The organism is Sphingomonas sp. Leaf37, assembly GCF_920939475.1.
Taxonomy (GTDB): Bacteria; Pseudomonadota; Alphaproteobacteria; order Sphingomonadales; family Sphingomonadaceae; genus Sphingomonas.
In genome coordinates, this window is record NZ_CAKLAX010000004.1 from 388,573 (window position 1) to 404,592 (window position 16,020).

Below are 16,020 nucleotides of genomic sequence, written 5' to 3' on the forward strand. Positions count from 1 at the left end.
GGAGGGCATCATCCATGCGTCAGAAACGCCATTCGATGCGGTCCGTCTCCCCCTTGCAGATGCCGCGGAGGTCGGACCATTGCCGCGCACCGAGCGCGGGGGTGTAGGCTGCGCCCGACGCGATGCTGCTCCGGAACCGCTTCGCGCGGTCGGTCGAAACCGGATGGCTGGCCAGATAGGCGAACATCCGCTCGGCATGGCCGGAACCCTTGCCGAGCCGATCGAAGAACGCTGCGGTCGGTAGCGGCGACAGGCGTGCGGCCGACAGCAGGCGGATCGCATCGCCATCGGCGCGGCGCTCCGCATCGCGGGAGTAGGCAGTGGCGAACATGGCGTTGGTGTAGGCGCCGACATGCCCCTCCATCCCGCCCAGCAGCGCGGCCAGCCCCATCTGGCGCAGCAGTGCTTCCATCACGTCACGGTGGCGGACGTGGCCGATCTCGTGACCGATCACGCCGGCGACCTCGTCCGGCGACGCCGCCGATTGCAGCAACCCGTCGAAGATCACGATGCGTCCGCCCGGCAGGGTGACCGCATTGACCATCGGCAGCTTGACGACGTGGACGTCGATCCGGTCGCCATCGGGATCGATGCGGCGCACGAGCGTTGCCAGCGCGGCGCGACCGGCGGGATCCTCGCACCCCTTGCGGCCGAAATCGCCCTCCATCACCTCGCCGATCCGCTGTTCGACGGACGCGGGGATCATCCGCGCGACGAGTGCCGGGGTGCGCAGCACGAGCAACACGGCGACGGCGGCGACCACGGCGAAGATCGCCGCCGCGCGCCACAGGCCGAGCCGGTCGACCCAACGCCCGTAGCGATGGACGCCGGGCAAACGCGCGGCGATATCCGCTGGCACCGGACCTTCGAAACCGATCCGCCAGCCGGGGCGCCCTTGCAGCCCGAAGGTCGTCGCAGCGCCGTCGCCGTCCCCCGGCGTCAGGTCGGCGAAGGCATGATGCTCGCCATCGAGCCAAAAGCCGTCGTCGTTCGCGACGAGCGATACCTGCCGCCGCACCGCGGTGGTGCCGTCATAATGCCAGACCGGGACGCTCAATTCAGAAGGCACCGACATCGAAGGCATCGAGGAGTCCCTCGCCCTGACCCGGTTCGCGGGTGCGCGACTGACCGAGGGTATCGACCTCGACCTCGCCATAGGCGGCCATGTGGCGAATGAAGAACGCCCAGTTGCGATAGGGAATGAAAATCGCGCCGATGCCGAGCGTGACGATCACCAGCCCGACGTTGCCGAGATAGAGCAGGATCCAGTCTTTGGTCGACGCGCCGAAGCCGAATTCGAGCTTGCCGAGCGATGTCGCGCCGATCGCCTCGCGGAAGAAGGCGGCATAGAAGATCATCGCGACCAGACCGAGGACGCCGAAGAAGAAGACGTAGAAGCCGAACGCGGCGATTGCCAGCAGCACGATCGTTCCAGCCGTCGGCGGCGTATCGGCGCGCATTCCGGATGCCATGCCGAGGCCCATCACCACGAATACCAACACACCGACGCCGATCGCCAGCACGACCGGTGCGACGTAGAACAGCATGAAGCGGCCGAACACCGGTTGCCAGCGCGCCTGCGCGCGAAAGGGCAGCGAGCCAAAGCTCATCGCGTTCCACCGCTCGTTCCACAGCCGCGCCATCGACCACGGCGTCATCAGATAGACGGTGACGAACGACAGCAGCGTCTTCCAGAAATAGCTCCAGCCATAGGCGACGCCTTGCCGGTCGCTGCCGCCACGGATGCCGTGCCAGAAGGTGCGGCTGAGCCGGTAGCGCAGCGCCCGGAAACGGGCGACGCCGAACAGGAAGAGGATGGCGAGGTAGAGGAGGAAGACCATCAGTCCCGCCGCGCCCTGATGCCCGCGCATCATGACGCCCTGCAGGACGAGGTTGATGACGCCGAACGGCACGATGAACAGGAAGAACGCGATGACGTAGCCGATGAACAGTTCCAGCCCGGTGCCCGTCCATTCCAGTCGGTCGTCGATGAAGCGCGTACGACTCCATAGATACCGCCGAGTCCGCGCGCGGGCCCAGAAGGTGTAGATGCCGAGTGTGACGATCGTCAGCAGCAGGTTGGTGAATGCGATCGGCGCATAGTCCTGCCACGTGCCGGTGAAGCGGAACGCGCGCGCGCCCTCGGCCTGATCGTCTGTCATCGCTATCCCCCTGCGCGGCAATGGAGCCGAGCAGGGGGGCGGGGTCAATCCAAATATGGGTTAACGAGCGAAGGCTCCGACATCGGCGATGGCAAGCTTTACAGCCGGGATCGCCATGGCCGGGAAGGTCAGGCGAAGATACCGCAGCGATCGCGGCGTGGTGAATGGAATGCGCTGTGTTGCAAGAGCGTAGGCGATGTTCTGGAACTCGCCTTCTGCCGCAGGGCTCCAGGACCTGCCGTCGATGCTGGTTTCGGCGCGATAGCCGCGCGGCGGGGCGCTCTGCCGGTCGGGATGACGCCAGGGGGTGAGGCTGAAGCCGGCGACGATCTGCGCCTTGCCGAGGTCGAGCGTGACGCTGGCCGGCGTTGCGGTGGGCGCCGGCTGGCTCCATATCGACGAACCGTCGCCGTCCAGCAGCGCCTCGGCACCGGGCGCACTTGCGGTCACGACCGTCCAGTCGCGAGGCGAGAGGATCGCGGCGTCGTTGCTGCGCGGAGCGGCGACTGGCACCGGCGCGACGCCGAGGAAGAGGGCGAATTCGCTGATCGCCGGGCAAGCGGGTGCGTCGAGGATCACCAGCCGGACGCGGCGCGCGGCGATCGGCGTATCAAGACGGATGATCCGCTGCGCACCGATGCACTCCTTCGTCGCGAGCCGCTGCCAGCGACCCGCGACTTCCGCCTCGACCGCAAAGCGGGTGACGCGGACTCCGAGCGAAAGGTATTCGCGCAAGCGGATCAGGTCGAAGCGGCGGTTCGGCGGCAGGTCGAGCGTCAGCGTCGGGGTGGTCTCGCGGTCCGGTGTCGACCAATAGGTCTCGCGGTTGCCGTCGAGCACTTTGGCGGGTGCGAAGGCCGCGCCCCGGGTGGCGGTGGCGCTGGCGACCGCGCCTTTGGCCAGATCGCTCGCGAAGCTTGCCGTAATGGCGTCGCCGAAGCTCTTCAGCACAGCGACGTCGTGGTCGGGGATGCGGCCGCGCCGGTCGGGCGGCAGGTTGAGGTGCATGTTGGTGCCGCGCGCGACCGATTCGTCGAAGAAGCGGATCAGCCGGGCGGAGCTTTTCACCTTCGCATCCTCGTCAGGGTGGTAGAACCAGCCGGGGCGGATCGAGGTGTTGGTTTCGGCCGGCCACCACAAGGGCGCGCCGCGGACGCCACTGTTGCCCTCCGACTGGACATAGGGGTGGTTCGGCATCGTCGGCCAGCACGGATCGCCGGCGACGCCATCCTCGTTGCCGACCCAGCGGATCTCGGCGCCGAGGGGGTCGAAGGTGCAGGCCATCGGCTGGTACTGGTGGACGAGCGCGATGATTGAGGGCCAGTCATAGTATTTCGGCGCGTCGATCGTCCGGGTCTCGCGCGCGCCGCCGTAATAGCCGTCGCCACCATTGGCACCGTCGAACCAGAATTCGAACAATTCGCCGTATCGGGTGCAGAGTTCGACGATCTGCTTGCGGTAGTAATCGATGTAGGCGGGGCGGCCGTATTCGGGATGGTTGCGATCCCAGGGCGACAGATAGAGACCGAAGGCGAGACCAGCGCGGCGGGCGGCCTGTTCCATCTCGCGGACGATGTCGCCCTTGCCCTGTTTGTAGGGGCTGTTGCGGATGCAGTGCTCGGTGAGCTGCGTCGGCCAGAGGCAGAAGCCGTCGTGATGCTTCGCGGTGAGGACGATGCCGGTCATGCCGCCGGCCTTCGCCGCGGCGACGATCTGGTCGGCGGAGAAGTCGGTGGGGTTGAACAGGGTCGGGCTCTCGTCGCCGTAGCCCCATTCGCGATCGGTGAAGGTGTTGATCGAGAAATGGATGAAGGCGTAGCGTTCGCGCCTGTGCCAGGCGAGTTGGCGGGCGGAGGGGGTGGCGCCGTAGGGGGCGGGTGCTGCGGTCGTCGCGGCAAGCACGGGCGTGGCGCTGGCGGCGAGGCCGGAAGCTACGCCTGAAGCGATCAGAGTGCGGCGGGTGAGGGCGATCATTGGATTGTCCACATGTTGTCCCTGCCGCGGCTCGGGACGGATAACGAAAGGATCGTAGGCGGTTCGCTCCCGTCCTCACCGTGCGCCGCCTTCGGCGTCTTTTCCCTCTCCCAATGGGAGAGGGAGGGAGGCGCGTAGCGCCGGAAGGGTGAGGACAGGAGCCGCTTGGTGGGTCGAAGCGGACTCACGTCGCCCCGCGCCCACGCGACGGCGGACGGTCCGCCTTTGCCGCGCCGAAGCTCTTCACCGGCGTCGCGCTCATCGTGAAGGTCAGCGTGCCGCCCTGCATCAGGTCGGCGTGGCTGATCCAGTTCTTCGTCCACGGGCGGCCGTTGCGCAGGACGCTGCGCACGTATGGCGTATCGGGCCGATTGCCCGGGGCGTCGATCACCAGCCGTTTGCCCGCCGGCAGCGCGATCGTCGCGCGCTCGAACAGCGGTGATCCGAAGACGTACACCGCCTCGACCGGATCGACCGGGTAGAAGCCGAGCGACGACAACACGAACCACGCGCTCATCTGGCCGCAATCGTCGTTGCCTATGATGCCGTCGGGGTCGTTTTTGTACATCTCGGTGCACAGCCGCCGGATCATCGCCTGCGTCTTCCACGCCGCGCCGGTGTAGGCGTAGAGATAGGCGACGTGGTGGTTGGGCTCGTTGCCGTGGGCGTACTGTCCGACGAGGCCGCTGATGTCCGGCGGGGCGTTGTCCGGCAGCGTTGAGGGCGCCGTGAATAGCGCATCCAGCCGCCCTTCGAACGCCGCATCGCCGCCCATGTGCGCGATCAGGCCATAGACGTCGTGCTGGTTGAGGAAGGTCGCCTGCCAGCCGTTCGCCTCGGTATAGTCGCGCCACCACGGCTTGGGCATGTGGCCGAGCTGGACCGGATCGTAGGGCGTCCACCATTGGCCGTCGGCGAACTTCGGCTTGGCGAAGCCCGCCTTGCCGTCGATGACGTTGCGCCAGTTGCCCGATCGCTTGAGCAGGCGATCCGCGTCTGCGGTCTTGCCGACGGCGCGGGCGAGGTGGGCCGAGGCCCAGTCGTCATAGGCATATTCCTGCGTCCGGCTGACGCTTTCGAACCACTTGTCCGCCGGGACGTAGCCCATCGCGTCGTACAGGTCGCGGCCCTTGCTGTTGTCGAGGTCGGGTGCGGTGAAGTCGAACGAGCGTTTCGCGATACCGGGCCACGCCGCGGCATAGTCGGCGCGGATGCCCTTCGCCTGCGCCTCGGCGAGGACGGAGACGCCGTGCCAGCCGATCATCGTGCCGGTCTCCACACCTTGGAGCGGCCAGACCGGCGGGCCATAGGGGCTCTGCTGCGTCTGACGGATGACGTCCGCGACGATGCTTTGCGCCTTGGCGGGCGCGACGATCGTCAGCAGCGGGTGAAGCGCGCGGTACGTGTCCCACAGCGACAGGCTGCTGTAGGCGGTGTCGCCCTTCGGCACATTATGGATCTGCCTGTCCAGCCCGACGTAGCGCCCGTCGATGTCTGAGAAGAGCGTCGGGGCGAGCAGTGCGTGGTAGAGTGCGGAGGACAGGATCGTGCGCTGGTCCGCGGTCCCGCCCTCGACGGCGATCGCCCCCAGCTCCTTTGCCCAGCGGCGTTGCGCGGCTTGGCGGACGGCGTCGAAGTCCCATGTCGTCGCCTCGGCGGCGAGGTTCGCGCGCGCGCCGGCGACATCGACGGCGGAAATGCCGCAACGGATCAGGACCGGTGCCGCGCCCGCGTCGTCATAGTGCAGGACGACCTTCACCCGATTGCCCTTCACGCCGCGCGTCCCCGCCGGCTGTTCCGCATCCTCGTCGCCGTAGAAGGCGACGCGATCTGGCTGGCGGGACAATTGCATGGCGAAGTGGATGCGGCGGCCTTTCGCCCAGCGGTGGACGGTGCGGCTGCCGGTCAGCGTGCCGTCCCGATCGAGCGTCAGGCTGGCATCGGTGATCAGCGGCGACTGGTCGGTCTTGTCGAGGATCAGGTGCGACAGGTCGATCAGGATATGCCCTGCGCCCCTGGCGAAGGTGTAGCGGTGATAGCCGGTGCGCTCCGTGACGGTCAGTTCGGCGCGGACGCCGCTTTCCAGCGCGACGCGGTAATAGCCGGGCTCGGCGAACTCCGCGCTGAAGCGCTGCCGGTAACCGGCGTCGGGATTGTCGAGCGGGCCGGGGAGCAACTGGACCGGGCCGCGGGTCGGCACCACCAGCACGTCGAGCATGTCGCCGATGCCGGTGCCGGACAGATGGGTGTGGCTGAACCCCATGATCGAGGTGTCGGTACGATGATAGCCTGAACAGGCGTCCCAGCGCTCGACGTCGGTGTCCGGGGACAACTGCACCATGCCGGACGGCAGCGTCGCGCCGGGGTAGGTGTGGCCGTGCCCGCCGGTGCCGATGAACAGATTGGGCTTGGCCGGTGCCGGCGTCGCGGCGAAGGCAGGAAGCGGCAGGCCGACGGCGGCCGTGCCGGCGAGCAGGGTACGGCGGGAGATCATAGCGTCGCCTTCAGCAAAGCGGGGCGGGTGCGGGCAAGATGGACGATCAGTTCGCCGAACAGGCCGTTGGCCCAGGCGAACCATGCCCGCGTGAACTTCGCGGGATCGTCCTGATCGAAACTTTCGTGGATGAAGCCCGTGCCGCCATCGGTATCGCGCAGCGTCTTCAGGCAGGCGCGGATCGTCGCATCGTCGGACGACGACAGCGCGCGGATGGTCAGCGACATCGGCCAGATCTGGCCAAGGCCCACATGAGGTCCGCCGATGCCCTCACCGGCCGTGCCCTTGAAGAAATACGGATTGGCGTCGCTCCACGCTGCGGCCTGCGTGCGCTGCCACAGCGGGTCGGCGGGGGCGACGCAGCCGAGATAGGCGAGGCCGGAGAGGCTGGGCACATTGGCGTCGTCCATGAACAGCGCGTTGCCGAAGCCGTCGACCTCATAGGCCCAGACCTCGCGGCCATCGCGCAGGCGCATCGTGCCATATTGCCTCAGCGCCGCGTCGACCTCTGCGGCAAGGTCGATCGCCTGCTGCGCGAGTGCGGCGTCCTTGCGGGCTTCGCCGGCGACGATCGCGAGTTCGCGCAGGGCGGTGACGGCGAACAGGTTGCTGGGGATCAGGAAGGGATAGAGGCAGGCATCGTCCGAGGGTCGGAAGCCGGAATGGATCAGGCCGACCGGTCTCGTCGGTGCGCCGTGACCCCACAGCAGTGTTTCGGTCGGCTGGTTGGCGGTGCGGCGGAAGCTGTAGGGGCCGGGGCCGTTTTTCCGCTGTTGTTCGCGGAAGGTGGCGATGCTGGCGCGTGCGGCCTGCGCCCATGTTCCGTCGAACGGTGTCGCATCACCCGTCGCCCGCCAGTATCCGTGGGCCAGGCGCATCGGATAGCAGAGGGAATCGATCTCCCACTTCCGCTCGGCGACGCCCGGCTTCATCACCGTCTCGTCCGCCTGCGACCATTCGAGGTTCGACTTCGCCGTCGGGTCTTCCATGAAGGCGTTGGCGTAAGGATCGATCAGGATGCAGCGTGACTGGCGCGCGATCAGGCCGTGGAACAGCCGGCGCAGCTCCGGCGCGTCCTTCGCGAGGTGAAGGTAAGGCTTCACCTGTGCCGAGGAATCGCGCAGCCACAGGCAGGGAATGTCGCCGGTGATGACGAAGGCATCGGGCTGACCGTTCAGCGTCGTCAGTTTGACGGTGGTGTCGAGCGTGTTCGGGTAGCAATTGCCGAACATCCAGCGGAGCTTCGGATCGCCGATCTGCGACGAGACGCGCGCGAGTTCGCGTTCGACCGCCGGGCTGGTGAAGCGGCGGTCTGCCGGGGCAGGACGCTTCGTGGGGAGTCGCGGTGCGGCGAACGCGGGGGTCGCTGCCGATGCCGCAAGCGCGGCGGTGGCGGCGAGGAAGTGGCGGCGGTCGAGGGGCGTGGCGTGTTCCTGCGTGCGTTGGAACAGCGGGTCGGATCGGCGACTCACTTCGGCAACTCCATATCCGCGCCCGTCACGGCGAAATCGAACCACTGGCCGGCGCCATTGCCGGGCTGACCACCGCCGACGTACAGCCGGTATGCGCCGGGCACGACGTGACGCCGGCCGTCGCGATCGACGATGCTCATGCTGCGCGGATCGAGGGTGAAGGCGACGTTCGCCGACCGACCACGCTTCACCGCGATACGCTGGAAGCCGACGAGCTGGCGTTGCAGCACCGGGTCGGTGAAACCGGGACGTCCGGCGGGCGCGGGGGGCACGAGATAGGCCTGCACCACCTCTTCGCCGTCGCGCGACCCGGTGTTGGTGAGCGTCGTCTCCACCGTCAGGTTCGCACCAGCCGGGACGCTCGTGGCCCCGCGTGGTTGTGCGTAGGTGAAGCTGGTGTAGCTCAGGCCGTGGCCGAACCCCCACAATGGCGTGCCGGTGAAATAGCGATAAGTCCGCTCCTTCATCCCGTAATCGACGAAGGCGGGCAGGTCGGTGGTCGCCTTGTACAGCGTCACCGGCAGGCGACCGGCGGGGTTGACGACGCCCGACAGTACGTCGGCAAGTGCGGTGCCGCCGCTTTCGCCCGAATACCAGTTGGCGAGGATCGCATCCGCCGATGCCGGATCGACCGACACCGCGCTGCCGCTGGTGAGGACGAGGACGATCGGCTTGCCCGTAGCCTTCAGCGCGTCGAGCAGGCGCTGCTGCGGCAATGGCAGCGCGATGTCGGTGCGATCGCCGCCGACGAAGCCGGGAACCTGCACCGACAGCGCCTCGCCCTCGAGATCGGGGGAGAGGCCGGCGACGACGACCGCGACATCGGCAGCGTTCGCGGCGGCGACCGCCTGCGCAAGCAAAGGTTCGGCGGGCGGAATCCAGAGCAGGCGAAAGCTTTCGTCCTCGGACCGATGATCGAGCGTCAGGTCGATGGCATGCGGTCTGCCGTCGCTGTCGATCGACAATTCGACACGGCCCTTCGGCAGGTCGCCGTCGTGCAGCACCTTGCCGCCGAGCGTCAGGCGCGCGCGATCGTGAACGGTGCAATCCTTCCAGCATGGCGACTGGTCGAGGATCAGGCGGTAGCGACCGGGACCGGGGGGGACGAACTCGCCGGCCCAGTGCGCGGTGTAGCCGGTGGCGGGAAAACCGGGCGCGGGCGGGGCACGGTTGAGATCGAGGTCGATGCGCCGGTCCTGACGGACGAGCGGTGCGCCGTTCGCGGTGTAGGTGCCGCGAAGGCCGGGCTTGCCGTCGCTGCGCAGCGACGTTTCAGGCACGACGACCGCCGCTCCGTCGGCGAGCAGCGACCCTTGCGCATAGGTCACGTTGGCAGCGCCGAAGCGCGCGCGGATGCCGTCGAGCGGGGTGACGGGGTTCCTTGCGGTGCCGTGGTAATTGCCCTGCAGCACGCCGAGATCATCGGCATCGGCGCCGATCACCGCGATCCGCGAACCCGGCTTCAGCGGCAGGCGACCGGCGTTGTTCTGGAGCAGGACGATCGATTTTCGAGCGGCCTCCAGCGCGGTGGCGCGATGCGCGGGGGTGGCGACCTCCGCGGCCTTGATCCGCGACCACGGGCTGGTCGCGCCGAACGCGATGCCGAGCGCTTGCCGCGCGCGCAACGCGCGGCTGAGCGCGGTGTCGACCTCGGCCTGGCTGACGAGGCCCTTGGCCAGCGCCTGCGGCAGGGCGGCATAGGCGGTGCCGCAATTGAGGTCGGTGCCGCCCCTGATCCCGGCGGCGGCGGCACCGGCGGCATCGAGAGTGTAATGGTGAAAGGCGTGGATGTTCGACACCGCGTCGCAATCCGACACGGTAAAGCCGGTGAAGCCCCACGCGCCGCGGATGCGATCGTTCATCAGCGCGGACGACGCGCAGGCGGGGACGCCGTGGATGCTGTTGTAGGCGCACATCAGCGACAGCGCCTTGCCCTCTGTCACGACACGGCGGAACGCGGGGAGGTAGGTCGCCTCCAGATCGCGGGGGCTCGGATCGACGTCGAAGCCGTCGCGACCGGCTTCCGGGCCGCTGTGGACGGCGAGGTGCTTGGGGGTGGCGATGACGCGCGGATGCAGCGGGTCGGGACCTTGCAGGCCCTGGACGAACGCGACGCCGAGCTTGCCCGTGAGATACGGGTCCTCGCCATAGGTTTCCTGCCCGCGGCCCCAGCGCGGATCGCGGAAGATGTTGATGTTGGGCGACCAGATGGTGAGGCCCTGATAGATACGGCGGTCGGCGCCGGCGGGCTGTGCGTTGAATTTCGCACGCGCCTCGGTCGAGACGACCGTACCGACGCGCTCGATCAGGTCGACATCCCACGTCGCGGCGAGGCCGATCGCCTGCGGGAATACGGTGGCGTGGCCGTTGCGGGCGAGGCCGTGCAGCCCTTCGTTCCACCAGTCGTAGGCGGGCAGGCCGGCCTGCGCGTCCGCGGGCGCGGTGCTTTGCAGCTGCGCGGCCTTCTGCTCGGGCGACATCGCGGCGATGGCGGCGGTGACCGGATCTGCTGCCTGCGCGAGCAGGAGGAGGACGGGGATCATGCGGTCGGTCCCTGATCTGGCGTGGTGCTTGGAAGAAGGGCGGTGTCACGCGAAGACGCGAAGGCGCGAAGAGGGAAGATGTGTTCGCGCGAAGGCGCGGAGGCGCGGAGAGAAGAACAGAGGGCTTGCCGGACCGCACCGGTCGGTCTGCCAGCGCGGAGGAGACCAAAGCTGCCGCAGGCCTGATCGCAACTGTGGGACGGGATGACTGCTGCCCCGAGCACACCACCTCCGCGCCTCCGCGCCTCCGCGTGAATCACCCTTCTGCTTCGCGTCTTCGCGTCTTCGCGTGAATCAATTCCCGCGGTTCTGATGGAGCGAGCGAATGGCGATCGTGTTTCGGCAAAGGCTGGAGCACGATGCAGGGCAGGCTGGCGCTGGAGGATCATCGCGCCAGCGTCCGCAAGATCGGCATCTGCTTGCCCGACAGCGTCACCGTGACGCTCTCGCCCGGCAGCAGGTCGAAGCCGCTGTCGCTCGCCTGTCCCGGCTGGTCGCCCATGTCGATCATCACCGCGCGGGCGAGGTTCTTTGCGGTGATCGTGGCCTTGTCGCCGCTGCGGCGGAGGGTGAGGGCAGGATCGGGATACGCCATGTCCTTGGGCAGCAAACGCTCGATCATGGCCCGGCTGATCGAGCGGTCGTCGATCAGCAGTTCGGCGACGGCATAGCTCTTCGCCGGATCGGCCGACCCGAACAGGTCGGCGTCGGGGATCGTCGCGACCATGGCCGCGCTGAGCGGAGCGAGTGTGACGTCCGCCTCTCTCGTGCCGAGCGTCGCGCCGGTCATGTCGCGGACGGTGATGCGCCATTTGGCTGCGATCGGCGTGGTGGCGTCCGACACCAGCACGACGCGGGTCGCGTCGCCGCGATGCTCGGCGACGATCGCCTGTGGGGCGAAGGCACGCTTCGCTTCATATTGCAGCAGCTTCCATTGACCGAGATGGTCGATGCTCGACCAGCTGATCGATGGCCAGACGTCGTTCAACTGCCAGAACAGCGAGCCCATCGTCACCGGGCGGCAGGCGCGGTGGTGACGCGCGGCGAGGCCGATCGCCTGCGCCTGATTGACCTGTGTCAGATAGACGAAGTCGGCGAAACCCTTCGCCGGGCGAAGCCGCTGGTCGAGGTACAGGCGCAGGCGGGCATTGCCTTCGCCAGCCAGAAATTTCTGGTGCGCCTTCATCACCGGGCTGTCGGGATCGAGCGCGCCCTTTCCGGCGAAACCACGGATGGTGGCCATCGTCGGCATCGACTGGAAGCCGTATTCGCTCATGAAGCGCGGGCAGCTGTCGAGGTAGTTCTCGACCGGCTTGCTGCCCGACCAGACGTCCCAGAAATGGCGGTCGCCGTTGGCATCGGTGTCGGTCGGTGCCTCGTAATCGGTCGACGGCGATCCGGGCATGTAGGGCGTGCCCGGACTGTTGGCGGTGACCGCGCCGCGCAGGACGCGATCGAACAACACCGCCATGCCCGTACCGATGCGCTCCTGCTCGTTGGGGCCGACCGCGGTCTTGAACGCCTTGCGATCGGACCAGTTCTCCCAGCCGGACAGCACTTCGTTGTTGCCGGCCCAGATCACGATCGAGGGATGATCGCCCAGCCGCGCGACCTGTTCGTCCGCTTCCGCCGCCACGCTGGCGCGGAAGGCGGCGTCGGGGGGCGTCACCGATCCGCCGAACATGAAGTCCTGCCACACCATCACCCCCATGCGGTCGGCGGCGGCGTAGAAGGCGTCGTCGAGGTAATAGCCGCCGCCCCAGATGCGGACCATGTTCATGTTGGCGTCGCGCGCGGCCTTCAGCAGGCTCGCCGGCTCGGCGGGATCGACGCGGGCGGGGAAGCTGTCGAACGGGATGACGTTCGCGCCCTTGGCGAAGATCGGAATGCCGTTGACGATCAGGCCGAACGCGCCATCCTCGCGGTCGAGGCTGACGGTACGCAGGCCGATCGTGCGCGTCTGCGTGTCGCCGTCCAGCGTGGTGGCAACGGTGTAGAGCGGCTGTGCGCCATAGCCGACCGGTTGCCAGCGTTGCGAGCGGGCGATGGTCAGCGGGATGGTGACCAGGTTGCTGCCGGGGGCGAGCGTGACGCTGCGCTCGATCGACTGGCGGGCGCCGTCGGGGGCGGTGACCGTGGCGGTCAGCGTGACGGTCTTCGTCACGTCAGCGACGATCGTGGCGTGAGCGGTCAGGCGAGCCTCCGCGTCGTTCAGCGCGTCCTGCGCGATGCGCACGTGATCCAGGCGGGCGGCGTCCCATGCTTCCAGCCGCGCGGGGCGCCAGATACCGCTGGTGACGATGCGGGGACCCCAGTCCCAACCATATTGGTATTTGGGTTTGCGGATATACGGGCTGGTCTGCACCCCCTTCGGCTCGTCGCCGTACGCGCTGTCGTATTCGCCGGGGAGCGGGTTCTTCTCCTTCAGCACCATCGGCTGGAGCGTCCTGATCGGCGAGGCGATGCCGACCAGCACCTCGTTGCGTCCCTCGCGCAGCAGCGCCTTCGCATCGGCGCGCCAGCGACGATGGGCGTTATCCGCCTTCAGCAGCGGCCGGCCGTTGACGGTGACCGTTGCGAAGGTGTCGAGGCCGTCGAATACGAGGTCCAGATGCCGGTGGGCCAGCATCGCCCGCGTGACGGTCAGCGTCTTGCGGAACTGCCATGCCGACAGGCCCGCCCATTGGATCGCGCCTTCGTTGGTGCCGATGAACGGATCGGGCACGCGCTTCGCCCTGATCAGGTCCTGCTGGACGCTGCCGGGCACCTGCGCCGTAAACCACTTCGCCTCACGCGGGTGAGCCTTTGTCGCGGCGGTATCGGCGGGGTCGATGCGGACCTGCCAGCCCCCGTCGAGCGGGATCGTGTCGCGCGCGGCGAGGGGGGAGGCGGTGAGCAGCAGCAGCACGGCGCTCGTACGCAGGCGGCCGGTCATCGCACGGCTTCCGTCAATTGCACCTGTGCGACGGTGTAGAACGGATCGGCTGCCGGCGAGGTGAACTGGAAGCACACGTCTTGATCGCCGGCCATTTTCGGCAGCGTGCCGCTGAAGCTGAACCGCTGCGGGGCGGTGCGGGGGTCGGGCAGCGGGAATGCGCCGACCGCGACCGGATGCGCGGTCTTGTCTCCGGCCGCCAGCGCCTTGGCAGCAGCGATGCAGCCGACCTGAATGAGAAGTTCGCCGTGGTCTGACACGTTGTAATGCTCGCGGACCATGCGGGCTTCGTGAGCGAGGCCATAATGGCGGGCGAGGCGAACGACGTCGACGCTATAGCCGCGCGCCAGGTCAAGCGGCGCATCCGGATAGAGGGTGCAGGTATCGAACAGATTGATGTTGAAGACCGGTGCGTTCGCCTCCGCGTTAGATGTCATCGGCACGCGCAGCCCTAGCGCCCCGCCCGGGCAGGCGGTCATGTCCGAACTCGTGCGCGCCAGCAGGGCGGCGCGACCGGTGTCGAAGCTGCGGGGAGCGGCGGTCGCCAGATCCGTCGCATCGAACGCGACCGCCTTCACCATCGTCCCCGGCTTCAGCGCGAGTGGCCGCGTATAGGGCGTCGACCGAACCGTCGGCGCGCTGCCGTCGGTGGTGTAGCGGATCGTACCATAGGATGCCTGCGTCGTCAGCTTGAGCGGTACGCTGTTCCGCCGCAGCGCATCGCCGCGCGTGCCGTCGATCGCGAAATCGACCGCAAAGGCGCTGTCGGCGACATGCATGCCGCCCCGCGTCCAGCGATCCGCCTGACGCTGGATGCGCGGCAGGAAACCGGCGAAGTCGCGCGTTCCCTTCGCCACGCCGGCCTTCGCCGACCACGTGATCTCCGCCACCGCACCGGCGCGCGGGAAGATCAGGTGCTGCAGCTGATAGGGCGTGACGATGTACTCGCTCCACAGGTTCGCCTGCGCGCCGAGCACATGATGCGCCTTGTCCGCCGGGATCGCCGCGGGCAGTGGGTCGTAGGCGTAGACCTGCTCCAGCGTCACCACGTCGAGCCGACCGGGCGGTTCGTCGCCGCGGCGGCTTTGCAGGCCGTTCAGATACAAGGGATTGCCGGGCGACAGGACGACATCGTGGCCTTGCTTGGCGGCGTCGACCGCACCCTGTTCGCCGCGCCACGACATGACCGAGGCGGAGGCGGGCAGGCCACCCTCCAGGATTTCGTCCCAACCGATCAGGCGACGCCCCTTCGACTGAAGATAGGTGCCGAACTGGTCGATCATCCAGCTTTGCAGGCCGTTCTCGTCCTTGATGCCCAGCGCGTTCATCTGCGCCTGCACCTGCGGGCTGCGCTGCCACTGGTCCTTCACCGCCTCATCGCCCCCGAGATGGATGTAGGTGCCGGGGAAGATCGCCATCAGCTCGTCGAGCACGTCCTTGACGAAGGCGATGCCCTTCGGCCCCGGATTGAACAGATAGGGCATGATGCCCCAGTTGTTGCTCACCGCCGGCCGATCACCGAGGATGCCGAGTTCGGGATAGGCGGCGACCAGCGCCTGCGCATGGCCGGGCAGGTCGACCTCGGGAACGATGGTGATGCCGCGTGCGCCGGCGTAGGAAACGAGCTGCTTCAATTCGGCCTGGGTGTAGAAGCCGCCGACCTTCTGCGTTGGTTGCGCGCCGCCGGTCCATGGCGGCAGGCGCCAGCCGCCGATTTCTGTGAGCTTCGGGTATTTCCTGATCTCGACCCGCCAGCCCTGATCGTCGGTCAGGTGCAGATGGAGTGTGTTCAGCTTCACCGACGCCATCTGGTCGACGATCGCGCGGAGGGCCGGCATGGGGAGGAAATGCCGCGCGGGATCGATCATCAGCCCGCGCCAGGCGAAGCGCGGCGCGTCGGTGATGGAGAGCCCCGGCACCAGGACCGGCTTGCCGAACGCCGCATCAGGGCTGAGCAATTGCGCCAGTGTCATCGCACCATGGACGAAGCCGCGGTTCCCGGACGCTGCGATGATGATCCCCTGCGGCGTAACCGTGAGCCGGTAGGCCTCGTCGCCGGTAATGGCGGCATCGCGAACGAAGCGGATCGCGCCGGTGTTGCCGGGAACGAGCGTGAGGCCGCGTTGCACCTTGACGTGCGCGATGAGCAGTGCGGCGGCCTCGGCTCCGCCCGCGTCCGCCGCGACGATGGCAGCGCCTTGCGGGACGGTGAAGCTACCAGTGGTACGCTCGATCGATTGCGGCAGGGGCAGGAGCGGAAGAGCCGCCTGTGCGGGGTTGGGTTCGGTCCGGGCGATCGCGGGGGCGGACGGGAGCAGGGCGAGCGCCACGCCCCCCATGATGGTCCCGAGTGTGACGGTGCGCGTCATGCCAGCCCCTTGGTTCTGTTTTGGTATTGAAGGTATCTTGGATCAGCGATCCACCGCCGTCTATGGCTGCA

General features: G+C 67.9%; 8 protein-coding genes. All 8 read right to left on the reverse strand.

The window, feature by feature from the left end; genetic code table 11:
- Positions 1-19: 19 nt before the first annotated feature.
- The 8 genes from LRA87_RS15675 to LRA87_RS15710 all read right to left on the reverse strand — a co-directional run bounded on the left by LRA87_RS15675 (position 20) and on the right by LRA87_RS15710 (position 15,949).
- On the reverse strand, positions 20-1,084 hold the full coding sequence (locus LRA87_RS15675) for a M48 family metallopeptidase (protein WP_230781524.1): 1,065 nt from the start codon (positions 1,082-1,084) through the stop codon (positions 20-22).
- Entirely contained in the window at positions 1,059-2,162 is a 1,104-nt protein-coding gene (locus LRA87_RS15680; protein WP_230781525.1) for a YjgN family protein, read from the reverse strand. The genes LRA87_RS15675 and LRA87_RS15680 overlap by 26 nt, the downstream gene beginning before the upstream one ends.
- Before the next feature lie 60 nt (positions 2,163-2,222).
- Positions 2,223-4,136: an alpha-L-fucosidase gene (locus tag LRA87_RS15685; protein ID WP_230781526.1), complete on the reverse strand. Its 1,914-nt coding sequence runs from the start codon at positions 4,134-4,136 to the stop codon at positions 2,223-2,225.
- 184 nt (positions 4,137-4,320) lie between these two features.
- Positions 4,321-6,630 carry a GH92 family glycosyl hydrolase gene (locus LRA87_RS15690; protein WP_230781527.1) on the reverse strand — a complete coding sequence of 770 codons (2,310 nt, stop codon included), beginning with the start codon at positions 6,628-6,630 and terminating at the stop codon, positions 4,321-4,323.
- On the reverse strand, positions 6,627-8,102 hold the full coding sequence (locus LRA87_RS15695; protein ID WP_230781528.1) for a glycoside hydrolase family 125 protein: 1,476 nt from the start codon (positions 8,100-8,102) through the stop codon (positions 6,627-6,629). Before LRA87_RS15695 ends, LRA87_RS15690 begins: the two co-directional genes overlap by 4 nt.
- Positions 8,099-10,645, reverse strand: a complete 2,547-nt coding sequence (locus tag LRA87_RS15700) for a glycoside hydrolase family 3 C-terminal domain-containing protein (RefSeq protein WP_230781529.1) — start codon at positions 10,643-10,645, stop codon at positions 8,099-8,101. The genes LRA87_RS15695 and LRA87_RS15700 overlap by 4 nt, the downstream gene beginning before the upstream one ends.
- 385 nt (positions 10,646-11,030) lie before the next feature.
- On the reverse strand, positions 11,031-13,580 hold the full coding sequence (locus LRA87_RS15705) for a beta-mannosidase (RefSeq protein WP_230781530.1): 2,550 nt from the start codon (positions 13,578-13,580) through the stop codon (positions 11,031-11,033).
- Positions 13,577-15,949, reverse strand: coding sequence for a beta-N-acetylhexosaminidase (locus LRA87_RS15710; protein ID WP_230781531.1), 2,373 nt, complete (start codon positions 15,947-15,949; stop codon positions 13,577-13,579). Before LRA87_RS15710 ends, LRA87_RS15705 begins: the two co-directional genes overlap by 4 nt.
- Positions 15,950-16,020 lie beyond the last annotated feature (71 nt).